The organism is Streptomyces sp. NBC_00775, assembly GCF_036347135.1.
Taxonomy (GTDB): Bacteria; Actinomycetota; Actinomycetes; order Streptomycetales; family Streptomycetaceae; genus Streptomyces; species Streptomyces lutosisoli.
The window spans coordinates 7,427,632-7,450,444 of sequence record NZ_CP108938.1; the positions used below are offsets into that span (position 1 = coordinate 7,427,632).

The following is a 22,813-nucleotide window of genomic DNA, read 5'->3' on the forward strand; positions in this document are numbered from 1 at the left end:
GGGTCCTTCATGGGGCCCAGCCCCTCACCGCCTCCGCGGCCACCGCTCCGAACTGGCGGACCGTGTGGTTCCAGCGGTACCGGGCCGCGCGGTCGCGGGCGGCCTTGCCCATGTGGGTGCGGCGGTGGGTGGACAGGGCGAGGGTGCACCAGGCCGCCGCGAACGAGGACTCGCCGCGGGCCAGCAGCCCCGTTTCGCCGTCCACCACGGAATCACGCAGCCCGGGTACGTCGAAGGCGATGGCCGGGGTCTCGCGTGCGGCCGCCTCGGTGACGACCAGACCCCAGCCCTCGACGGCGGAGGGGTGCAGCAGCAGCCAGGCGGCGCAGAGCAGCCGGTGCTTCTCGGCCTCGGAGACATGGCCGGCGAACTCCACTCCGGGGCCCGCGAGTTGCTCCAGACGGCCACGCTCGGGGCCGTCGCCCACGATCACGAGCCGGCCGCCGGTGACCGGGCGGACCCGCTCCCACAGCCGCAGCAGCAGATCGATCCGCTTGTACTCGACGAGGCGTCCCATCGCCACGAACAGCGGCTCCGGCGAGCGCGCGGCCTTTGGCCCCGGCTCCTCCACCCCGTTGTGCACGACCCGGATGCGGTCCCGCTCGACCCCGATCGCGCGCAGGGCGTGTGCCGTCGAGGGAGAGACGGCGACCAGCAGATTGTGGCGCTGCGCGCCGGCCAGTGCCCAGTGTTCGAGTCTTCGGCCGAGCCGGGCGGCGGGCGCCAGCGGTCCGCCGAACCGCATCTTCCACAGGTCCGTATGGACATGGTTGACGAGGCAGAGGGTGGGTCCGTGGTGCCACAGCGGTGCCAGATACGGCATCCCGTTGCACACCTCGACCAGGAGGTCGCAGTCGCCGACCTGACGGTGGAAGGCGGGGCGGGCGCGCAGATAGTGACCGAGGTCGCCGCCCGCCGAGACGACCCGGTAGTCGCGGTAGGCCGCGGGGCCGCCGCACAGCAGGGTCACCTGGTGGCCGAGCTCGGTGAGCCCTTCGGCCAGGCGGTCGACCAGGAGTTCGGAGCCGCCCGCCGCCGGATTGCCGAGATCGCGGCGGGCGAGAAAAACGATACGTCTCGGCTGTGGGGGAAGCGCCGGGACGTACTGCGCGGGGCGGGTGAGCGCGGCGCGCAGCGGGGAAGGCACGTGCTGGGGCATGGGTGCTCCAACTCGTCTCAGGGTGCGGAACTCAGCGTGGGGGGTAGGGCGAGGTGCGGATCTCTGAAACTCTCGGTGTGCGGATCTCTGAAGCTGTCGCCGGGCGGATTTCCGAAGCTGTCGCCGGCGGACTTCTGAAGCTGTCGCCGGGCGGCGCCGCTCCGGTCTTTCGTCGCTCTGGTCTTTCGTCGGGGTAGGGCCGAGAATCTGCCCGCTGTGGGGGATTTGGGCGTTCGCTGTACCGGGAATGTGGGCGGGCTGTGCTCGGGTGGGGTTGGACAGTTTTCGCCCGGCGGTTCGATGCGGCTACTCACCGAGATGACAATTTCTGGCCTTTGTGGAGCTGACGCCACATCACATCGTGAGCGGAAGCTGGGACGACTCGGACGTATCCGGATCCTGTCGCCCGCGTACCACCAAAACGGCCCCCAGTGCGGCCAGCACGAAACCGAGTACACCGGCACCAATCGGCAACGTCAGCCCCACCATGCGCAGTTGGCCGCTCTCGGTCTTCGCCTGGTCCACCTGGTCCTTCTGGGTCGCGGCGGTGAAGGCCAGCTTCTGGCTGTCCAGGAGCACCGCCGCGTCCGTCTTGCCGCCCGGGGCACGCAGCGTCTTGCGCGGGCCCACCTGCGCGTAGATCACCCGGCCGGTGCGCTGGTCGACGACGAGCTCGATCAGATGGTTGGCGTACCACTCCTCGGCGAGCACCTGGCTGCGCTGCGGCTCCCCGACGATCGCGCCCGGCACCAGCCGGGTCCCGGTCCTGGTCGCGGGGACGGTTCCGGTGAACCGGTAACCCTCGTACCCGCGGATCTTCTTGGTGCCCTTGTAGTGCAAAGTGACCGTCGCGCCCAGGGAGTTGTCCCACCAGCGGTACGCGCGTTTCTGCACGTCGAAGGGGAACTTGAGGTAGGCCTCGCCCTGGAAGTAGGGCTTCTCCTGGCAGCAGTGCACCGGCGTGTTGGTCTTCCGGTCGGTCACCCAGCGGCCCGGCATGAACTCCAGGGCGTCGTGCGGGTCGGCGGCCGGCAGCGACTTGTCCGTGTCGACCGTGGTCGTCACGTCCCAGACGGCGTTTCCGCTGCGCTCGCTGTCGGCGACGGCGCCGCGCACCTGCTGGGTGACGGTGATCTTCTGGCCGGGCACGGTCTCGACCTGACTGACGTCGAAGACGCTGCCCGTGCCGGTGTAGACGGCGGTCGTGTCGATGTCGATCGGGTTCACGGCGGCACGTGGTTCCACGTACCAGGCGAGCATCGGGGCCAGCACGAGCAGGAAGGTGCCGAGGCCTAGAAGGATCAGTGAGAGGGGTGTGGCTTTCCGGCGCATCCGGGCACTCCAGGGGCGTGAGGAGGCTCGACGCACGGGTGATATCCATTGATACGAGGTGATACGGGTGCGTCGACACCAGGAGGGAAAGTGCACGTGCGGTATGGGCGGGGAACCGTAGGCGCACCCTTGACGGGGTGTCAATGCATTGTCGAGACTGTGGACTTGCCGGACGGGACCGGTGGACGCCACCGGGCGGGACCGGTGACGGGGTACGGGCAAGGGCCGCGAACCGCACGACCACGGGTGACCCACGACCACGGGTGACCTGAGCCGGGCGGAGTGGCCGGGGTGGGGACGACCTCCGACAGAGAGGCTGACCCTGCGATGTCCAGACTGCTCGCCGCCGCAGTGACCGTCGCGGCCGCCGCCGTGCTCGCCGTGGGTGCCGCGCTCGGCATCGTCGCGCTGCTCGACGCGACCCCCGACCAGCCGAACACACCACTGATCAGCTACGAGAATGCCGACCAGGAGCGCTGACCGTGAGCGCCCGACCGGGAACCGTCACCGTGCGCTCGGCCTGGCATGACGTTCCCCGTCTCCAGGTGCGGCAGTTCGCGGCGATCGCCATGGCCGAGGCGCCCGCCCTCGCCGAGGAGATCCTGCGCGAGATCCGCCGCGAGTACCCGCATCTGCCCCTCGTCCTCGACGACTCCGGCGAGCCGATGGCCCTGGTCGGCATCCGCCGCGCCATCGAGGTCTTCGTGCAGCACCTGGAGACGGCGGAGGGGCGCCCGCGAGTCCACCCCGAGGTCTTTCAGGAGTTCGGCCGGGGCGAGGGGCTGCACGGCCGCAGCCTCGACTCGCTCCAGGCGATCTACCGGCTGGGCGTCAGACTCGCCTGGCGCCGGTTCGCCGAGATCGGGCAGCGCGTCGATATCCCGCCACCGGCGATGTACGAGCTTGTCGACGCCGGATACGAGTATCTGGACGGTCTGGTGGATCAGTCCGTACGGGGTTACGCGGAAGCCGCGGCCCGGCAGGCGGGGGAGCGGCTGCGCCTCCAGCGACGCCTGATGGAGTTACTGCTCTCCGAGCACCAGCACCGGGGCGACACCGCCGAGGCGCTCGTCGAACGCGCCGCCCGGATCGGCTGGCCGCTGCCCGACCGGATCGCCGTCGGAGTGCTGCTGCGCCCGGCCCGGGAAGCCGTCGCGCCCGCCGTCGGGCAGAGCGTGCTGCTCGACATGGAGTACGAGCAGCCCCGCATGGTCGTGCCCGAGCCGGACGCCGCGGGCCGCCCCGAGCTGCTGTACCGGGCGCTGGCCGGGTGGTCCGGTGCGATCGGGCCGCCGGTGGCGCTGGCCGACGCGGCGAAGTCGCTGCGCTGGGCGGAGGCGGCGGTACGGCTCATGGAGCGAGGGTTGCTGCCGGGCGGGGAGGTGCTGCACTGCACGGAACACACGGAGGCCCTGGTTCTGCTCCAGCCCGAGGAGCTCATCGACGACCTGGCGCTGCGGTGTCTGGCGCCGTTGGCGCACTGCGGGCCCACGCATGGGCGGCGCCTTGCCGAGACGCTGCTCGCCTGGCTGGAAACACGCGGTGGCGCCCCCGAGGTGGCGGCGCGGCTCGGTGTCCACCCCCAGACGGTCCGGTACCGCCTCCGTCAGATCCGCGAACTGTGGGGCGACGAGATAGACGACCCCGACCGCCGCTTCGAACTGGAACTGGTGCTCAGGGCGCAACGCCTCCGGGGGCAACTGGGCGCCCCTCGCCCCCGCGGTTGACCATGCCTTTTCCCGCCCACCCGCCCGACTCGGCCGACTGAGCAGTCCCGCCCCGACCGCGCCCCCTCGCCGACAGGTCACCCGGCGCTGCCCTCCAGCCCTTTTTCCCGCCCACCCACCCGTCTCGCGCGCTGGAATGGTTCGCTTGAAGAACGGGCTCCGCCCACCCCCACCCAGCCACCCCCGCCTCACCCATTGCCCGCCCCAGCCCACATGACTAGCCTGTGTTCGTCATGCCGATCGGCTGTTGAAATTTCGAACATAGAGAGGGGGCCGGTTGTGGGACGCCTCGTACCTGCCGTGACCCGAGCTCTGGACATACTGGAGCTCTTCCTCGACGGGGACGGGACTCTCTCCGCCCCCGACATCGTGCGCAAGCTCCAGCTGCCCCGCACGACGGTGCACGAGCTGGTCACCACGCTCGCCGCCCGGTCGTACATCGTCCAGGTGCCCGGCCAGCCGGGACGCTACCGGCTCGGCGTACGCCCGTACCAGCTCGGCAGCCGGTACGCCGAGCAGCTGGACCTCGCCGCCGAGGGCCAGCAGGTCGCCCGCTCCGTCGCCGAGACCTGCGACGAGACCGTGCACGTGGCCATCCTCGAAGGCACCGACGTCATCTACATCGCGAAGGTCGACTCCACGCACGCCGTGCGCATGGTGTCGGCGGCGGGCCGCAGGCTTCCCGCGCACTGCACCTCCGTCGGCAAGATGCTGCTCGCCTCGCTTCCCGACGTCGAGCTGACCTCCCGCGTCCCCGACGACGCGGACCTGGTCGCGATGACCCCGAACAGCATCACCGAACCGGGCGCCCTGCGCGAGGCCCTCAGCGAGATCCGCCGCCGTGGCATCGCCGTGGAGAGCCGCGAGTCCAACCCGGACGTCAGCTGTGTCGCCGCTCCGGTGCGCGACCGTACGGGACAGGTCGTCGCCGCGATCTCCATCTCCGTACCGATGATCCGCTGGAGCGACGAGCGCCGCGTCGAACTGGAGCAGCTCGCCGCGAAGGGCGCCGCCGAGCTGTCCGAGCGGCTCGGTCACCGGAGCGTCGGATGACGGCCGTCGAGGTCGCGGTACGGGAGTACGCCGCCCTGGGCGAGGGCCCGACCTGGGACCCGCGCGAACAGCGGCTCATCTGGGTCGACATCCTCGGTTCCCGGGTCCATACGTACGACCCCGGCACCGGGCACCGCACGGTCATGGTCACCGAACAGCACGTCGGCGCCGCCAAGCCCCGCGCGGGCGGCGGCCTGGTCGTCAACCTCCGTGACGGCGTCGGGCTCTACGGACCGCCGGGATCCGGCGAGGCCTTCCGCTGGCTGCACCGGGAGCCCGTCCCGGGCCGCCGGGCGAACGACGCGGCGGTCGCGCCCGACGGCTCGCTGTGGTGCGGCACCATGCGCTACGACGAGGCGCCGCGCGGCGGCACACTGTCCCGGATCACCCCCGACGGCACGGTCCGGACGACCCTCGACGACGTGGCCGTCAGCAACGGCACGGGCTGGAGCCCCGACGGCCGGCTGATGTACTACATCGACTCGCCCACCCGCCGGATCGACGTATTCGACGTCGGCGAGGACCAACTTCCCCTCAATCGGCGGCAGTTGGCGGTCATCCCGGACGGCGAAGGCTTCCCCGACGGCCTCACCGTCGACGCCGACGGCTGCGTGTGGGTGGCCCTCTGGGACGGCGGAGCGGTCCGCCGCTACACCCCGGACGGCGACCTCGACCGCGTCATCGAACTCCCCGTACGCCGCCCCACCGCATGCGCGTTCGGCGGCGCCGACCTGACCGACCTATACATCACCACAGCCCGTACGGGCCTTGCCGCACCGCACCCGATGTCCGGCTCGGTGCTCGTCGTGCCCGGCGCGGGGAAAGGGGTGCCGCAGGCGGCCTTCGCGATCTGATGGTCCTTCGGTGACAGGCTGTGAAATCTGGTACTTTCGCGGTCTGTTGAGTGGTGGAGGAACTCGGTGGCGGTGGACCAGGGGGTGGCCGGTCCCCCGAACCAGGGGGCGGCCGGGGATTCGGCACAGCAAGCGGCCGGTGGTCCGGATGCGGCCCAGGAGCGCCAGGAGTACGAAGAGATACTCGACTCCGTGGTCACCTCGGTGTCGGAGACCTACTACTCCCAGCTCGTCCAGGCCGTCAGCGGCGCCCGGGGCCGTGCGCAGGCCGCCCAGTCCACGGTCACCCTGTTCGCCGGCGGACTGATGGCGGCCCTGAGCGTCACGGCCCTCGCGGACCGCCCCGCCGCCACCCGGTGGATGGGCATCGCGTCCGTCGCGCTCTGGCTGCTCGCGGCCCTGTTCTATCTCCGCGCCGTCGCGTCGCCCGTTCCCGAGAACGAGCCGTGGGGACGCAAGGTGACCTCCCGCCAAGAGCTGCTCAACAGGGTGATCACCAAGGTGCGGGCCGAAGCCAAGGCGATCGACAAGCGCCAGCGCCTGGCCAACTGGACGGCGGCCGCCGCGGTCGCGTTGAGCGTGCTCACGTTCGCGCAGACGGTCCTGACGGACCCCGTCCGCGAGACCGCCGAGGGCGCGATAGTGGTCGACCCCTCCTACGCGCCCTCGCTGCGCGCCCTCTGCTCGAAGGAGTCCGCGGACAGCGGACGGGTCGAGGGAAACATCGTCAAGGACTCCCTGAACACGTCGTTCGTCGAGATCGAGCCCGCCCGAGGCGTCTGCGAGGTGCGGGGCACGACGCTGCTCCTGCCGCGCGACAAGGTCAGGGCTGTGAGGTGGCAGGATGCCTGAGCCGCAGAAGAGTGCCCACTTTCTCGTTCTGGGCCCGCTGCCCGCGACCGGCCCGGACGGTGGGAGCGTTCTCACCTCCGTACTGGCCGATGTGTCGGCGCTGCACGAGGCCGGGCACCGGCTCGACGGGATCTTCGTCCTCGGCACCTCGGGTGATCCGACGGACGCCAAGAGACTCGTCACCGAGGTCCAGCTCGCCTGCTTCGACCAGCAGTACGAGCCCTTCGTCACGCCCGTCCCCGGGCCGGGCGACCGCCGCACCATGCCCGCCAAGCGGGCCCTCGCACGCGATCTGGCGGGCAACTGGGAGCAGATAGCCCCCGACCTGTGGGGCGGCGAGATGACGGAGGACATCGTCCAGCCGCTCCAGACCAAGATTTTCCCGGACCTGGTCGCCTGGGAGCAGGACAGCGCCTCCTCCCGCACCGGCTGGCACCCCGGTCTGCTCCCCGGCGACGGCTCCCTGCGCTATGCGGTGGGCGGGCGTACGGTCGGCCTGGTCTGCGTGAACACCGTCTTCCGCATGGTGGCCGACGACGCGACGTCCGACCTCGCCGGCTGCTCCACGGAACAGCTCGACCTCGCCGTGGACGGGGAGTTCGCCGGCTGGGCGGAGCGCAACGATCTGACCCTGCTGCTGGCCGGCCGCACCGGAACGCTGCCCGAACTGCCCCGGGAGGCGGCCCCGTTGCTGGCCCTCGCGGGCAGTGGGGAGCGGGACGCCAGGGGCTGGCACCTGCCGTTCGAAGGCGGGGCGGCGCATCTCCTGCTCCGTGCGGATCTGCGCTCCGACCGCCCGGTGGTCAGCGACACCGCCACCCGCCGCCAGCTGCCGACGACGGTCCGGGCCCGCCCGTCCACCGCGCCGCCCCGGGTCCCGGCCGCCCGCCAGCCGGAGGAGGCCTATGACGAAGGGCCCCTCGTCACCGACTTCTACCAGCACATGTCGACCGGCCAGATGGTGCTGGCCCTCGTCTCGGGACCGGACGGGGGCGGCGCCATCGACACCGACGAACTCAACCACCGGCTCGCCGAGGCCGTCTTCGGCGCCGTGCCGCAGCCCGCGCCCGCCCTTCAGGAGACCTGGGCCGCCGCCCGTCGGCAGCTTTCGCAGCAGCAGCTGGAGCCGTACCTCAAGGCCCTGTCCGTCCCGGAGAGCCACGACGAACGCTCGGCGTACAACCTGCTGCTCGCCCCCTGGTCACGCATCTACGACTTCACCGGCAGCGACGCGCTTCCCGCCGTCCGCAACGCCCGGCTGGCGGAGAAGGTGTCTCTCGTGGACGCCTGCGCGGACTTCCCGACCAGCAGGCGGGGCGCCCTCGAAATCGTCACCATGAACGGCTGGCCCCACGACGGCGGCAGCCCACAGGACTTCGGCGACGCGTGGTCCGTACCCCCGAACGACGCGCGCAGCCTGTGGTTCCGGCGGTTCCAGGCGGAGCTGCTGACCCGGCCCGTCCTCTTCCTGTCCCTTTCGCCGAGCAGCCCCGCCCTGTGGGAGATCCTCCGCATCGGCGGCCGGGCCTCCGGCGAGCACGAGTTCCCCGGTTTCCTCATGACCCCGGAGGGCACGCCCGCGGACCGGGCCCGGCTGCGGGAGGCGGGCCTGCGCCACATCCGCACCACGCCCGCCGACTTCGTACGAGGTCGCCTCGGCGCCGGAGTCCAGGCGCTGGTCGACGGGCGGCGGGTGCTCACCGAGGAGTACGAGGGAACCCGCGACGGAGTGGGGATCGTCCGGGTGGCCCGGCTCGTCGAGGACGCGCCCGCGGGCGCGAGTGACTTCCTGGACGGGCGCGACCCGACGTGGGGCGACATCAAGGACAAGAACATCGCGGCGCAGCTCTCCCTGGCCGACACCATCGAGAAGCGGGCCCGGCCCGCCGAGGGGGAGCGGCAGCCGGTTGTCCTGGTGAGGGGCACTGCCGGTTCCGGCAAGACGACCGCTCTGATGCAGGTCGCCTACCGGCTCCACAGGAAGGGGATGAACGCGGGCTGGGTGGACCGTGGGGCGTCCCGGACTCCCCACGAGATCGAGAGGCAGGCGCGTGAGCAGTCCTTCGACGCGATCTTCGTGGATGACGTCGACATGTTCACAGGTCGCGCCGCCTCGCTCCTGAACAACCTGAACGACGACGGTCGCACGCTGGTGGTGGCCGCGATCCGGGAGACCCGATGGTCGGAGATCGACGCGGGCTTCCCCGCCGAAGCCGTCAGCTCCGACCAGCTGCTGACCGACGACGACCTCAAGAAGATCGTCAGAGCGCTCGACAAGAACGCGCGGATCGGCGAGCTCAAGAAACATCTGCTGATGCGCCAGAAGGTTGCGAAGCTCCGGGAGAAGTGCGACCAAGGGCTGCTCGCCGCCATGATCGAGTCGGTGACGGGGAGCTCCCTGACCAAGAAGGTGGAGGAGGAGTTCCAGCAGTTGAAGCAGGAACAACGCGGCCCGTACGCGGTGGTCTCGTTCTCCGACTCCTCGCTGGTCTTCCAGCAGCGGGGCATCGACGAGGCCGACCTGCTGGAGATCGTGTCCCACCCGAGCGCTCCGGACCGGAGCCACCAGGCCGCGGTGAACGCGCTCGTGGGGATGAACTTTCTGGTGCACACCAGCGACGGCCGACTGCGCTGCCGACAGCGGACCATCGCCGACACGGTCGTCAAGACCGTGCTGCAGCGGCACCGCAAGGACGACCTTGAATGGGTCATCGCCAAGCTGCTGCTGTTCTACGCGGGCCGCGCCTGGCACATCACGGACAACCAGCACCGCGACCGCAGCGCCATGATCAAGCTGCTCAACCACGACACCATGCGCGGGCTGGACCTGGACGCCGAGGCGGTACGGCGGATCTACGGTGCCGCGCACCAGTTCCTGGCGGACGACCGCCACTACTGGCTGCAGCGTGCCGAGTACGAGGCCGAGCAGGGCAGGCTGGATCTCGCCAAGAATCACCTTGCGGCCGCGAAGGGCTGCCCCGACGGCGCCGAGGACCGGTTCGTCGTCACCGCCGACGCCAAGGTGCGCCTGCGCTCCTCGGCGCAGGACCCGACCGACCCGCAACTGGTCCGGGCCGCGGTCCACGCCGTGCACGACCTGTTCAAAGTCGCCACCAAGTACCGGGGCAAGGCCCCGCACGCCTTCGTGGTGCTCGCCCGCGAGGGCAGCCGGTGGCTGGAGAAGTGCGGCGGGACGCTGACGCCGCAGGTGTACGTGGAGGAGTTGGACCGGATCGCGGAGGGAATCGCACTCGGGAAGAAGTACTGCCCGGAGAACCACCAGGTCGGCTACGCGGTGGACGAGTACGGCCCGAAGATCGAGGAGTTGCGCGGGCGAGGGCCGGGCATCCCGGTCTGACCCCACAGCCTGTGAGTCCGTGACGGAGGCTCCCTCAACGGGAGCCTCCGTTCCGCATATCCCGCTCGCCAACGTTTGGTATTCCGTAAGCCGTTCGAAAGTTCTGCGCAAACCATTGACGAGTAAGCGCTTCCTATCTACGGTCCCGTTCGAAGTTGCGATCATCTATCGAAATCTCGAACAGTAGGGGGCGGGCGTGGGACAACCTGGCCTGAACCGAAGGCAACTCCTGGCCGGACTGGGTGGTTTGACAGTCGCGGGAAGCCTGGGCTTCGCAACCCTGGGGACGGGCGCCGACGCGCTCGCCTCCGGCGCGGACACCCGGGTGCGCTACTGGAACCTCTTCAGCGGCGGCGACGGCGCCAACATGATCGCGATGCTGGACGCCTTCCGCAAGGAACACCCCGGCATCGACGTGAAGGACTCCACCCTCCAGTGGGGCAACCCCTTCTACACCAAGCTGGCGATGGCCGCCGCCGGCAACCGCGCACCCGAGCTCGGCGTCATGCACATGGGCCGGGTCGCGGGCTTCTCGCCGGGGCGGCTTCTGGACCCGTGGGACGAGAGCCTGCTCGCCAAGTACGGGGTGCGCAAGGCGGATTACAACCCGGCGCTGTGGAACCGCGGTGTCATCGACGGCAAGCTCTACGCCCTGCCGCTCGACATCCACGTACAGCTCTGCTTCTACCGCAAGGACGTGCTGAAGAAGGCGGACCTGCTCGGCGACGACGGCCGGATGATCCCGGTCACCTCCACCGACGAGTGGTTCGATGTCCTGAAGAAGGCCAAGCAGGTCCAGAAGAAGGGCCTGCAGACCATCGGCCTGTGGACCAACGACCAGAACTTCCAGTGGTGGTTCTTCGTCGCCTTCTACACCCAGCTCGGCGGCCAGTGGTTCAACGACGACAACACTGAGGTCCTCTTCGACGTCGACAAGGCCACGCAGGTCCTGGAGTTCTTCCGCAAGCACGTCACCGACGGGTACGTCATCCCGGGCGCGCCGACCGGCGAACAGTTCATCAACGGCGCCCCCTTCACCTGGGAGGGCAACTGGTCGGTGCCGGTCTTCTCCGGCGCGAAGCTGGAGTACGGCGCCACCCCGCTGCCGCCCGTCTTCGGCAAGCCGGCAACCCACGCCGAGTCGCACGCGTTCGTCCTGCCGCACCAGTCCGGCCGCGGCGGCGCCACCAACGAGGCCGCGCACGAACTGGCCGCGTACGTCGCCACGCACGCCCAGCAGTGGGCGGCCGGCGGCCACATCCCCGCGTACACGCCGACGCTGTCCACGGCCGCGTACAAGAAGCTGTCGCCGCAGAACGAGTACGTCAGCGCCATGGACCACCAGGCCACCGAGCCGAAGGTGTGGTTCGCGGGCTCCACCGGCGTCCTCGCCCAGGACCTCGGCCCCGTCGTCGTCTCCTCGACCATGGGCTCGGCCAAGCCGGCCGCGGTCGCGCGGACGATGAAGTCCCATCTCACCAAGCTCCTCGCCTCGAAGAACCCGATGGACGGCAAAACCGCCGCGCAGGGAGGTGCGGTCGCATGACGACCAGTGCTGAGACAGTCATCGCACCGGCGCGGGCGAACACCGCCGCCGCCACCGCGACCGTCCGCCGCAAGCAAGGCTTCCAGCACGGGGGTTGGTTCGTCGCCCCGTTCCTGGCGCTCTTCGCGCTCTTCGTGATCTGGCCGCTGCTGCGCGGCGTGTACCTCAGCTTCACGGACGCCAACATCTCCGGCGACAGCGCGAGCTTCGTCGGCCTCGACAACTATCGCGAGGCCCTGAACGACTCGGCGATGTGGGACGCGCTCGGCCACAGCGCGTACTTCACCCTGCTCGTCGTACCGTGCATCACACTCCTCGCCTTCCTGCTCGCGATGCTCGCGCACCACATCGAGCGCGGCAAGTGGCTGTGGCGGCTGTGCTTCTTCGCGCCGTTCCTGCTGCCGTCGACGGTCGCCGCCAACATGTGGCAGTGGCTGTTCACCCAGGGGATCGGCCTGTTCAACGAGACCTTCGGGCTCACCACCCCCTGGCTGACCGACAAGTCGTACGCAATGCTCGCCATCGTCATCCAGACCCTGTGGTGGACCGTCGGCTTCAGCTTCCTCCTCTACCTCGCCGCGCTCCAGGGCATCCCCGACCACCTCTACGAGGCCGCCAAACTGGACGGGGCGAACGCCTGGCACCGGATGGTCCACATCACCCTGCCGATGCTGCGCCACATCACCGGCCTGGTGATCGCGCTCCAGGCCCTCGCCTCGCTCCAGCTCTTCGACCAGGCGGTCGTGATGATGGACTTCGGTCCTGGCCCCGAGCTCAGCACCCGCTCCTTCGTCCAGTACACCCTCGAACAGGGCTTCACCAGCTACCGCGTGGGCTACGCCTCCGCGATGTCCATCATCTTCTTCGTGATCATCGCGGCCGTCGCCCTCGCGCGGATGGCGCTGCTGCGCAACCGTGAGGAGGGCGGCCGATGAGCGCCACTCAGATAAAGGCCAGGTCCCGCAAGCCCTGGACGCCCAGCCAGATCGTCCTCACGCTGATCGGCGTCGCCGTCTCCGCCGTCTTCGTGGCGCCGATCGCCGCCGCCCTGTTCACCTCGCTCAAGTCCGAGGCCGAGGCGGCCGAGATCCCGCCGCACTGGCTGCCGAAGGTCTGGACGCTCCAGGCCTGGAAGTCCCTCTGGGAGACCGGCAACATCTCGAACTGGTTCGTCAACTCCCTTGTGGTGTCGGTCCTGGTGACGGCCATCGTGGTCACCGTCGCCGCACTCGCCGGATACGGCTTCGCCCGAACCGAGTTCAAGGGCAAGACCGTCCTGATGGGCGTGGTGATGGCGGGCCTGATGATCTCCCCGGCGGTGCTCGGCGTCCCCCTCTTCACCACCGTCCAGCAGATGGGGATGGTCGACACCTACTGGGGCATGATCCTGCCGCAGTGCGCGCCCGCCGCGATGGTCTACATCCTCTACAAGTTCTTCCAGGGCATCCCCCGCGAACTGGAGGAGGCCGCCTTCATCGACGGCGCGGGCCGCTGGCGGATCTTCTTCACCATCGTCGTCCCGCTGTCCCGCCCCTCCCTCGCCGCGGTCGGCATCTTCACCTTCATCGCCTCGTGGAACAACTTCCTGTGGCCGTACATGGTGACCAACAACCCCGACCTGATGACCATGCCGAACGGCATCGCGACCGTCATGAACTCCTACGGCATCCAGTGGGCCCAGCTCATGGCCGGCGGCCTCATGGCGGGCCTGCCGCTGATCATCGTGTTCGTCTTCTTCCAGCGGCAGATCGTGGCGGGCGTCGCCCACACGGGATTGGCGGGACAGTGACCATACGAAGAAGCCTCGCCGCGGCGGCCGTGGCGACCGTTCTGGCCCTGCTGCCCAACACGGCCCAGGCGGCGGAGAGTTACCCCGACCCGCAGCCCATCACCGGCCAGCAGATCATCCACGACCCCACGGTCATCCACCTCAAGTCCGGCGGATACGTGGCCTACTCCACCGGCGGCATCATCGGCGCCCGCCTCTCCAAGGACCGCGTCCAGTGGGACGACGCGGGCAACGCCTTCGCCACACCCCCGAGCTGGTGGTACGAGTACAACTCCACCGGCGACCCCTGGGCCCCCGACATCTCCTACCGGCACGGCCAGTACTGGCTCTACTACGCCGTCTCCTCCTGGGGCACCAACCACTCCGCGATCGGCGTCGCCACCTCCCCGACCGGCCTCCCCGGCACCTGGACCGACCACGGCAAGGTCTTCACCTCCGAGACGACCGACACCTGGAACGCCATCGACCCGGCCGTGATCAAAGCCGACGGCAAGCTGTGGATGACGTTCGGCTCGTACTGGACCGGCATCCGCATGGCCGAACTCGACCCGAAGACCGGCAAGGCCATCGAGGGCACCACCGTCCACCACCTGGCGACCCGCCCGGACGCCCCGTACGCGGTAGAGGGCCCGTACATCGTCAAACACGGCCACTACTACTACCTCTTCGCCTCCTACGACGCGTGCTGCGCGGGCGTGAACTCCACCTACAAGATTCGGGTCGGCAGGTCCACTTCAGTGACGGGCCCGTACGTCGACAGCACGGGCAAGCCCCTCCTGGAGGGCGGCGGCGACCTGCTGCTGGCGGGCCACGGCAGGTTCATCGGCACAGGCGGTGAGTCCGTCTTCAAGGACAAGGGCAAGGACGTCTTGGCGTACCACTACTACGACGCCGATGACTCGGGCACGCCCAAGCTGGGCCTGAACACCCTCGGCTGGACAAGAGACGGCTGGCCCAAGGTCTTTTAGGGGCGCGGGGCTGTACCTATTTGCGGCTCCGCCGCGTGGGCGCGACCAGCCACAACGAACCCGCAGCCGCCAACGAAACAACAACCCCCTCCTCGGAAGGCGCACATGCACACCGCCCGCTTCACCCTCGACCCCGCCTTCACCGTCGGCGAGGTCAACCCCCGCCTCTTCGGCTCCTTCGTAGAACACCTCGGCCGCTGCGTCTACACCGGCATCTTCGAACCCGACCACCCCACCGCCGACGCCGAAGGCCTCCGCACGGACGTCCTGGACCTGGTCCGCGAACTCGGCGTCACCGCGCTCCGTTACCCCGGCGGCAACTTCGTCTCCGGCTACAAGTGGGAGGACTCGGTAGGCCCCGCCGAGGACCGCCCCCGCCGCCTCGACCTGGCCTGGCGCTCGACAGAGACCAACCGCTTCGGCCTCTCCGAGTACATCGCCTTCCTCAAGAAGGTCGGCCCCCAGGCAGAGCCCATGATGGCGGTCAACCTGGGCACACGAGGAGTGGCCGAGGCCCTCGAACTCCAGGAATACGCCAACCACCCCTCCGGCACCGCACTCTCCGAGCAGCGCATCGCGCACGGCGACAAGGACCCCTTCGGCATCAACCTCTGGTGCCTCGGCAACGAGATGGACGGCCCCTGGCAGACCGGCCACAAGACGGCCGAGGAGTACGGCAGGATCGCCGCCGAGACGGCCCGCGCCATGCGCCAGATCGACCCCGGCGTCGAACTGGTCGCCTGCGGCTCCTCCGGACAGTCCATGCCGACCTTCGCCGAATGGGAGTCGACGGTCCTCCAGGAGACGTACGACCTGGTCGACTACATCTCCCTCCACGCCTACTACGAGCCGCACGACGGCGACACCGGCTCCTTCCTCGCCTCGGCTGTCGACATGGAGTCCTTCATCGAGAACGTGGTCGCGACGTGCGATCACGTGGGCGCGAGGCTCAAGTCGAAGAAGAAGATCAACCTCTCCTTCGACGAGTGGAACGTCTGGTACCTGTCGAAGTGGGAGGAGCACGCGAAGAACACCGACCCGGCGTCCGACTGGCCGGAGGCCCCGCGTCTCCTGGAGGACAACTACAGCGTCACGGACGCGGTGGTCTTCGGCTCCCTGCTCATCGCACTGCTGCGGCACGCGGACCGGGTCACGGTCGCCTGCCTCGCCCAGCTCGTCAACGTCATCGCGCCGATCATGACGGAGCCGGGCGGTCCGGCCTGGCGGCAGACGACGTTCTTCCCGTTCGCGCAGGCGTCGCGGTACGGGCGAGGGGAGGTCCTCGACGTACGGGTCGACTCGCCGACGTACGAGACGAAGAAGTACGGCGAGGCGGACCTGCTGCACGCCACCGCCGTGCGCGCCGAGGACGGCTCGGTCACCGTCTTCGCCGTCAACCGGAGCCAGACCGAGTCGCTGCCGCTCGAAGTCGGCCTGAACCGGCTGGGGCTGACGGAGGTCGTCGAGCACAGCGCGCTCGCCGACGCCGACCCGGACGCCCGCAACACCCTCGACAACCCGGAGCGGGTCACCCCGCACTCCGTCGAGGGAGCCACCCTCCAGGACGGCACGCTGAACGCCGTCCTGGAGCCGCTGTCGTGGAATGTGATCAGGCTCCGCTGAAGGCAATGGCCTGTAGGGGTCGGCCTGTAGAGGTCGGCTTGTAGGGGTCGGCCCCGGCCTAGGCGGTCGCCGGGCCGGGGGAGTCCACCGTCGTCACGGGTACTCCTCCGGCCGCGCTGCCCAGCAGCGTCAGCTTCACCTCTCCCGGGCCCGCGGGGGTGTTCCCGTCGGACAGCACCGCGAGGGCCAGTGTGTTGAGCCCCCGTGTGCGCAGCAGCCCGTTCGGCAGGACGAAGGTGTGCTGGGGGCCCACATCGTTGATGTACTGGCCCATGTTCCAGCCGTTCAGGAAGATCTGGACGCGGTAGGCGCGGGCCGGGTCGTCGGTGAGGGTGAGCCCGATCGAGGCGTCCACGGCGGTGTCGACGGCGAGCCGGAAGTCGGTGCGGTACCAGACGACGCCCTGTCGCCGCTCGGCGCGCGGGAAGTCGACGACCTTCCAGCCGCTGTCCGCGAACCCCGGCAGATGCCAGCCGCGCCGCTCCCCGTACAGCCCGCCGTTGTTGACCGGCCCGCGCACCGGGTCGGCGGCCGCCTCGCCACGGATCCGCCAAGTCACCGCCGGAGAAGTGCCGTCGAAGGTCACGGCCGCCAGCCCGCGGGCCACCTTGTGCGTGTCCTTCGCCGCCCCGTCCTCGTCGTGCTGCATACGGCGCACCAGCACGGACAGCACCCGCGGCCCCACCTTGTCGGGGACGTCGAAGGTCGCCGTGGCTGCCCAACTCCCTTGCCTGACCGTCTTCTTGTCCGGCACCGGCATCCGGTGCGTACCCAGCGCCTTTCCGTCCAGCCACGCCATCAGCAGCCCCTGCGCGCCCGAGAGGTAGGTCAGGGACACGGATTCCGCGCCGCCGGTGTCGGTGAAGTGCCCCCGGTACCAGACATCGCCGTAGTGGTATCCGTAGTCGTCGGCGAACAGCACGGGCTGCCCGGCGGGTACGGGGGTGATGCTGTACGAGGACGTCTTGTTCGCGACCTTCCAGCCGGAGTCGCCGTAGTCGGGGGCGGACTCCGGGTTCTCCGCGTACCGGCGCCAGTTGGTCAGCGCGGGCAGCTGGACAGCGGCGACGCCGGGCAGCTGCTGCTCGGCCCGGAGGCTCCCGGACTTGGTGGCGAGCGTCTTCAATGTGCCCTTGTTCCAGATGACTTCCGTGATTCCGCGCGGTCCCCAGACCTCCAGATCCGCCGCCTTGACCGTGTCCCCGGTGAGTTGGACGGTCGTGCCGCTCAGCGTGGCGGTGCGCAGCAGTGCGGGGCCGTGCACCAGCACCGGGCCCGACGGGGTGTCGTACCGCCACAGCCGTCCGGAGGTCTCGTCATCGGCGAACAGCAGCAGAAGGGGCGCCGAGATGCCGCCGCCCTCCACCAGCACCCGGGTCAGCCCGGACAGTTGGGCGTCCACCCGCAGGACGCCGTTCGCGTACGAGTGCCCGGCGCTCCCCTCCAGCACGGTGACCGTGGGTGCGCTCGCGCACTCCAGCCCGGTCCGCGTCACCTCGCCCGAGCGGCCCGTGAACACGGCGATGTCCTGGCGCCCGGCGGTCAGCCACAGCATGGGCTGTGCGGTGGAGTACCTCAACGTCCGTCGGCCGAGGGCGATTCCGGTGGCGAGCAGCCGGGCTTCGAGAGGGGGAACCGGCACGGGGACGTTCGTCCCGGCGAGCGGGACGGAGGCGACGACCTCGGTGGAGGTGTCATTGCGCAGCACGTAGAAGTGCGCCTTCGTGTCCGGATTGACGAGGTGGTACGCCTTGATCCCCGCATCGGCACCCGTTGCCGCGTCCGCCACGCCGACCGTGACATCGTTGCCGCGGTCCAGCTTGGCCAGATCGGGCACGCAGTGCAGGAGCTGTCCGATCTGGTGCATCGGGATCAGCTTCGAGGTGGGCTGCCTGGCCTCGTCGAGGGCGGCACCGTAGTCGTACGACGTGTAGACGATCGGTGCGGGCAGCCAGCCCCAGGATGTGCCGCCGAAGGTCATGTAGATGTTGTGGATCTTGATGCCGTTGGCGAGGTTGGTGAGGTAGAAGCGCCGCTCGTACGCCGCGTCCCGGGTGCGGCGCGACTCCGCGTACCCCTTGCCGCCGAACTCCACCCCGCCCCATGGATCGAACCAGCCGCCCCCGAACTCGGCGATGAATCCGGGGGTTTGGGGACTCGCGGTCGAGCCGCCGGTGGTGCCGCCGATGCCGAAGCAGCCCCAGTCCGGCGGCTGCCCGAACGGCGACGGGTAGCCGTCGAAGGCGTACAGGTAACGCCCGCTCTCACCGTCCGTCTCGAAGCTCCCGGGAGCCCAGTAGCCGTTCCTGCCCTTGTCGTTGTGGAACAGCGGCACGTCGATGCCGTCGGCTCGCACCTTGGCGTAGAGGTGGGCCATGTAGTCGCGGCCGAGGAAGCTGGTGACGTTGTTCGCGTACTCGTTCTCCAGCTGGTAGAGGACGATCGTGCCGTTGCCCTTGGTGTAGAGGTGCTGGACGGCGATCTTGTTGACAGCTGTCAGCCACTCGTCGGCGTACTTCAGGTAGGTCGGGTCGGAGGTCCGGGCCGTGCCCTTGGTGGCGGTCAGCCAGCCGGGGAAGCCGCCGGCGTCGACCTCGGCGTTGATGTACGGGCCCGGGCGCAGGATGACGTACAGGCCGGTCTCGGCGGCCGTGCGCAGGAACAGGTCGAGGTCGCGGACCCCGGTGAAGTCGTACGTGCCGGGTGCGGGCGAGTGGTAGTTCCACGAGACGTAGATGCTGATCGCGTTGTAGCCGTGGGCGCGCAGCTTCTGCAGGACGTCACGCCACAGGGACGGGCTCGGCAGCCGGAAGGGGTGGACCTCGCCGGACCAGAGCACCAGGCGCTTGCCGTCGATCAGCATCGAGTAGCGGTCGAAGCCGACGGTGTGCGCGACGTGGTCGGCGGCGGGCGGACCGGGCGCCGGTCCGGTGGGAACCGTGGGCGCCTTGCCGGCGGCGTACGCCCCACAGCCGCCGCTGCCACTCAGGGAGAGGCCGAGAGCGGCGGTGCCGGCGATTGCGCTGAACGTACGTCTGCTCAAGACCATGCGGGAGCCTCCCAAGAGACGGCGGCGCGGGTTCGGTCATTGTCCACAGCGCCAGGCCTTTTAATGGTCATATGAGGATCTCGGCGCGGGCGGATTACGCGGTACGGGCGGCACTGGAGCTCGCCGTACGGCAGGACGGCGGCCCGGTGAAGGCCGAGGCCATCGCCACCGCGCAGGACATTCCGCACAAGTTCCTTGAGGGGATCCTGGGTGATCTCCGGCGTGGCGGCCTGGTCACCAGCCGACGCGGCGGCAACGGCGGCTACGCGCTCGCCCGCGCCGCCGACACGATCACCGTCGCGGACGTCATCCGAACGGTCGACGGCCCGATCGTCTCCGTACGCGGCGAACGGCCCACCCAGCTGGCGTACACCGGGCCCGCCGAACCGCTGCTGCCGCTGTGGGTCGCGGTGCGGGCCAACGTACGGAAGATCCTCGAAGGCGTCACGCTCGCCGACATCGCGGAGGGCACGCTGCCCGGGCCGGTGCGGGAGCTGGCCGCGGAACCGGCGGCCTGGGAGAACCCCTGACCCCTGAGGGTTCCTGTGAATCATCCTCATGGCGTCCTCAGGCTGTCCTCAGTTTGAACCCTTAACGTCACGTCCCGTTCATTCCTACCCAACCGGTAGGAAAGCTAGGAAAGACGGGACGGACGCAATGCGCACGCTGGTTCTGCTGGCGCTGGCGGGCCTGGGCGCCCAACTCGTGGACGGCAGTCTGGGCATGGCCCACGGGGTGATCTCGACCGTGCTGCTGCTGGCCCTGGGCACGAGCCCCGCCGCCGCCTCGGCCATCGTCCACTTCGCCCAGATCGGCACGGGGCTGGTGTCGGGCGCCTCGCATGCGCGCTTCGGCAACGTCGACTGGAAGGTGGTCGCCCGGATCGGCATACCGGGCGCTGTGGGCTCGTTCCTCGGCGCGACCGTGCTGTCCCGGATGTCGACCGCCGTCGCCGAACCGGTGATGGCGGTGATCCTGCTCGCGCTGGGCCTCTACGTCAGCTACCGCTTCACGCTGCGCGGCGTACCCCGGGACAACCTGGGCAAGCCGCTGCGCAAGCGGTTCCTCGTGCCGCTGGGTCTGGTCGCAGGGTTTCTGGGCGCGACGGGCGGGGGCGGCTGGGGCCTGATCGGCACCCCCGCGCTGCTGGCCAGCGGCCGGATGGAGCCGCGCAAAGTGGTCGGTTCCGTCGACACCAGCAAGTTCCTGGTCGCCGTGTCCGCGAGCCTGGGTTTCCTCCTCGCGCTCGGCTCCGACGGCGTGAACTGGTCCTGGGTGCTCGCCTTCCTCATCGGCGGCATGGTCATCGCCCCGGTCGCCGCCTGGCTGGTGCGCTTCGTGGCGCCGCGCATCCTCGGCTCCGTGGTCGGCGGCCTCATCGTCGTACTCAACGCCCGCACCCTGCTGAACAGCGACTGGGTCGGCGCGACCACCGCGCTCAGCACCCCGGTGTACGTCCTGCTGTACGCACTGTGGGCTGCCGCCCTGACGTACTCGATCCGCGCCTACCGTCAGGAGAAGGCGGCGGAGGTGGCGGTCGAGGAACGGCAGCCCGTGGCGGCGTAGGGGATCAGCTGGAGCTGTCGACGCCGACGGTGAGGGTGGCGGTGTATCCGTCGGACACGCTGGACCCCAGTGCCGTGAGGGTCAGCAGGCCGGACGAGGCGCCGCCGTCGTCGTAGATGCTGTCGTCGGAGAGCTGGGTCTCGGCGGTGGTGTTGTCCGAGTACGGGTCCAGGGCCTGGACCTCGGCGTTGATGTCCTCGTCGAAGAACAGCTGACCGGTGTGGATGACCTCGCCGCCGGTGTACGACGTGTCGGTGAGCGTCACGTCCGTGTGCACTCGCATATGGACGTGAACGGCACGGGAGACGTAGTGCCCGGGCCAGATCGAGACGAGGCTGACCTGGCCGTCGGAGTCGGTCAGCTGACCGCCGCGCAGGAACGTGCCGTTGTCGTCCTCCGTGTGGCCGTTGCCGCCCACGAACCCGGAGTACTCGCCGAGCGAATCGCAGTGCCAGATCTCGACGAGGGCGTCGGCGAGGGGAGCACAGTCGTTGGCGGTGTCGACGACGGTGAAGGTGTACTGAACCTCCACCCCCTCCTTGTCCTCGCGGATGTCCTCCCGGACGAGGGCCCCGTCGAGGGAGTACGGACCCTCGGTGACCTCGGCGTTCAGGGTGCAGACGCTGCTGGTGGCAGAGGCGGACGCGGAGGCCGCCGTCGACGCGGTGGCCGACTTGGACGGCTTGGCCTTGTGCCCCTTCCCCTTGACCGGGTCGGCGGAGGCGAGCCCGGCCGCGGCGAGTCCGCCGACCACGGCGACGGTGCCACCACCGATGAGGACACGCCGCCGCTGGACACTCTTGTCCCGGCGGTGAGCCCCGGGCCGCGACTCGTTGTCGTTCTGCTCGTGTTGCTCGTGTTGCTCGTGTTGAGCTGGGTTCTCAGTCATGGGCATGGAACGTAGGGGCGTATCTGAGGAACGCCTTTATGTGCGGCTGTGAATGCGCTGGGGATCTAAGCGACAACTGGCCGTGTTTCCACGGGAGTTGGGGCAGAGCTTCGGTCGCGCAGAGGGGCGGCCCGCGTCGCTGCGGGCCGCCCCGGTTCCGTGGGGGGAAGGTGTACCGGTCAGCTCGTTTCGACGCCGACCGTCAGGGTGCCGGCGTAGCCGGATGAGGCCGAGCTGCCCAGGGCCGTGAGGGTGAGGAGGCCGGACGCGGCGCCTCCGTCGTCGTAGATGGAGTCCTGGGCGAGGGTCGTGCGGGTGACCGTGTTGGTGGAGTACGGGGAGACCTTCGCGACGGCCGTGGTGATCGTCTCGTTGAAGAAGAGCTGGCCGGTGTGGAGTTCCTTGCCGCCGGTGAAGGAGCCGTCCGAGGTGAGGGTCACTCCGGTGTGCACCTTGAGGTGGATGTGGATGCAGCGGCCCCGGTACCAGCCGGGGTAGATCGTCGTGATCGCGGCGACGCCGCTGGAGTTCGTCAGCACGCCGCCGCGCAGGAACGTGCCGTCGTCCGGCTCCGAGTGGCCGTTGCCGCCGACGAACCCGGAGTACTCGCCGAGCGCGTCGCAGTGCCAGATCTCGACGAGGGCGTTGCTGAGTGGGACGCAGGTGTCGTCGTCCACGACGGTGAGCGTGAGCTTGAGGGGGACGCCCGGCTTGCTTTCGGTGATGTCGGCGCGGACGAGCTGTCCGTCGAGGTAGTAGGGGCCTTCGGTCATCTCCTTGGTGAGGGTGCAGACAGCCGCCGCGGCGGCGGGGGTCGCGTCCGCCGCGTTGGTGGATGTGGGGGATTCAGGCGCTGCGGCGCCCACGGCCAGTGCTGCGGCCGTGGCGCCCGTGGCGATCAGAACGGTGCGGCGCCCGATCGGAGCTTCTGAGGTCTCTGTCATGAACACGGCACCGTAAAAGCGGGTGCTGTCGGGCAGCTGTCAGTTAGGCAAAGTGACAGACCGTCAAGTTCCTTGTGAGACAGCTTGCTGAGGCGTACGTGGGG

General features: G+C 69.5%; 18 protein-coding genes. 13 read left to right on the forward strand and 5 right to left on the reverse strand.

Annotated features, from left to right (window positions below; all coding sequences use genetic code 11):
• Positions 1-7: 7 nt before the first annotated feature.
• Both OIC96_RS32995 and OIC96_RS33000 read right to left on the reverse strand, forming a co-directional pair.
• Entirely contained in the window at positions 8-1,159 is a 1,152-nt protein-coding gene (locus OIC96_RS32995) for a glycosyltransferase family 4 protein (protein ID WP_330304355.1), read from the reverse strand.
• Between the two features lie 354 nt (positions 1,160-1,513).
• On the reverse strand, positions 1,514-2,491 hold the full coding sequence (locus OIC96_RS33000; RefSeq protein ID WP_330304354.1) for a DUF3068 domain-containing protein: 978 nt from the start codon (positions 2,489-2,491) through the stop codon (positions 1,514-1,516).
• Positions 2,492-2,818: 327 nt separating this feature from the next.
• On the opposite strand from OIC96_RS33000, the gene OIC96_RS33005 reads away from it, so the two are divergent.
• The 11 genes from OIC96_RS33005 to arfA all read left to right on the forward strand — a co-directional run bounded on the left by OIC96_RS33005 (position 2,819) and on the right by arfA (position 16,261).
• On the forward strand, positions 2,819-2,971 hold the full coding sequence (locus tag OIC96_RS33005) for a hypothetical protein (RefSeq protein ID WP_330304353.1): 153 nt from the start codon (positions 2,819-2,821) through the stop codon (positions 2,969-2,971).
• Between the two features lie 2 nt (positions 2,972-2,973).
• A complete protein-coding gene (locus OIC96_RS33010) occupies positions 2,974-4,218 on the forward strand; it encodes a helix-turn-helix domain-containing protein (RefSeq protein WP_330304352.1) in 1,245 nt (414 codons plus the stop codon).
• A gap of 279 nt (positions 4,219-4,497) precedes the next feature.
• The gene (locus OIC96_RS33015; RefSeq protein WP_330304351.1) at positions 4,498-5,271 is read left to right on the forward strand and encodes an IclR family transcriptional regulator; all 774 of its coding nucleotides are present in this window, start codon (positions 4,498-4,500) and stop codon (positions 5,269-5,271) included.
• Positions 5,268-6,125 (forward strand): SMP-30/gluconolactonase/LRE family protein, encoded by an 858-nt coding sequence (locus OIC96_RS33020; protein ID WP_330304350.1) that lies wholly within the window; start codon positions 5,268-5,270, stop codon positions 6,123-6,125. Before OIC96_RS33015 ends, OIC96_RS33020 begins: the two co-directional genes overlap by 4 nt.
• Before the next feature lie 66 nt (positions 6,126-6,191).
• On the forward strand, positions 6,192-6,977 hold the full coding sequence (locus OIC96_RS33025; protein ID WP_330304349.1) for a hypothetical protein: 786 nt from the start codon (positions 6,192-6,194) through the stop codon (positions 6,975-6,977).
• Entirely contained in the window at positions 6,970-10,335 is a 3,366-nt protein-coding gene (locus OIC96_RS33030; protein ID WP_330304348.1) for a P-loop NTPase, read from the forward strand. The genes OIC96_RS33025 and OIC96_RS33030 overlap by 8 nt, the downstream gene beginning before the upstream one ends.
• 196 nt (positions 10,336-10,531) lie before the next feature.
• Positions 10,532-11,881, forward strand: a complete 1,350-nt coding sequence (locus tag OIC96_RS33035) for an extracellular solute-binding protein (protein ID WP_330304347.1) — start codon at positions 10,532-10,534, stop codon at positions 11,879-11,881.
• Positions 11,878-12,816, forward strand: a complete 939-nt coding sequence (locus tag OIC96_RS33040; protein ID WP_330304346.1) for a carbohydrate ABC transporter permease — start codon at positions 11,878-11,880, stop codon at positions 12,814-12,816. The genes OIC96_RS33035 and OIC96_RS33040 overlap by 4 nt, the downstream gene beginning before the upstream one ends.
• A complete protein-coding gene (locus OIC96_RS33045; protein ID WP_330304345.1) occupies positions 12,813-13,670 on the forward strand; it encodes a carbohydrate ABC transporter permease in 858 nt (285 codons plus the stop codon). The genes OIC96_RS33040 and OIC96_RS33045 overlap by 4 nt, the downstream gene beginning before the upstream one ends.
• Positions 13,667-14,638 (forward strand): arabinan endo-1,5-alpha-L-arabinosidase, encoded by a 972-nt coding sequence (locus OIC96_RS33050; RefSeq protein WP_330304344.1) that lies wholly within the window; start codon positions 13,667-13,669, stop codon positions 14,636-14,638. Before OIC96_RS33045 ends, OIC96_RS33050 begins: the two co-directional genes overlap by 4 nt.
• Before the next feature lie 105 nt (positions 14,639-14,743).
• Entirely contained in the window at positions 14,744-16,261 is a 1,518-nt protein-coding gene (arfA, locus tag OIC96_RS33055; protein WP_330304343.1) for an arabinosylfuranosidase ArfA, read from the forward strand.
• A gap of 58 nt (positions 16,262-16,319) precedes the next feature.
• Here the strand turns inward: arfA and OIC96_RS33060 are convergent, their stop codons facing one another.
• Complete coding sequence (locus OIC96_RS33060; RefSeq protein WP_330304342.1) at positions 16,320-19,310, reverse strand: beta-galactosidase; 2,991 nt, start codon at positions 19,308-19,310, stop codon at positions 16,320-16,322.
• A 71-nt stretch (positions 19,311-19,381) separates the two neighbouring features.
• On the opposite strand from OIC96_RS33060, the gene OIC96_RS33065 reads away from it, so the two are divergent.
• Both OIC96_RS33065 and OIC96_RS33070 read left to right on the forward strand, forming a co-directional pair.
• Positions 19,382-19,840: an RrF2 family transcriptional regulator gene (locus OIC96_RS33065; RefSeq protein ID WP_330304341.1), complete on the forward strand. Its 459-nt coding sequence runs from the start codon at positions 19,382-19,384 to the stop codon at positions 19,838-19,840.
• A 127-nt stretch (positions 19,841-19,967) separates the two neighbouring features.
• Entirely contained in the window at positions 19,968-20,876 is a 909-nt protein-coding gene (locus OIC96_RS33070) for a sulfite exporter TauE/SafE family protein (protein ID WP_330304340.1), read from the forward strand.
• A 4-nt stretch (positions 20,877-20,880) separates the two neighbouring features.
• Here the strand turns inward: OIC96_RS33070 and OIC96_RS33075 are convergent, their stop codons facing one another.
• Both OIC96_RS33075 and OIC96_RS33080 read right to left on the reverse strand, forming a co-directional pair.
• Positions 20,881-21,771: an intradiol ring-cleavage dioxygenase gene (locus OIC96_RS33075; protein ID WP_330304339.1), complete on the reverse strand. Its 891-nt coding sequence runs from the start codon at positions 21,769-21,771 to the stop codon at positions 20,881-20,883.
• Positions 21,772-21,944: 173 nt separating this feature from the next.
• Positions 21,945-22,709 (reverse strand): intradiol ring-cleavage dioxygenase, encoded by a 765-nt coding sequence (locus OIC96_RS33080; protein ID WP_330304338.1) that lies wholly within the window; start codon positions 22,707-22,709, stop codon positions 21,945-21,947.
• Between the last annotated feature and the right edge of the window lie 104 nt (positions 22,710-22,813).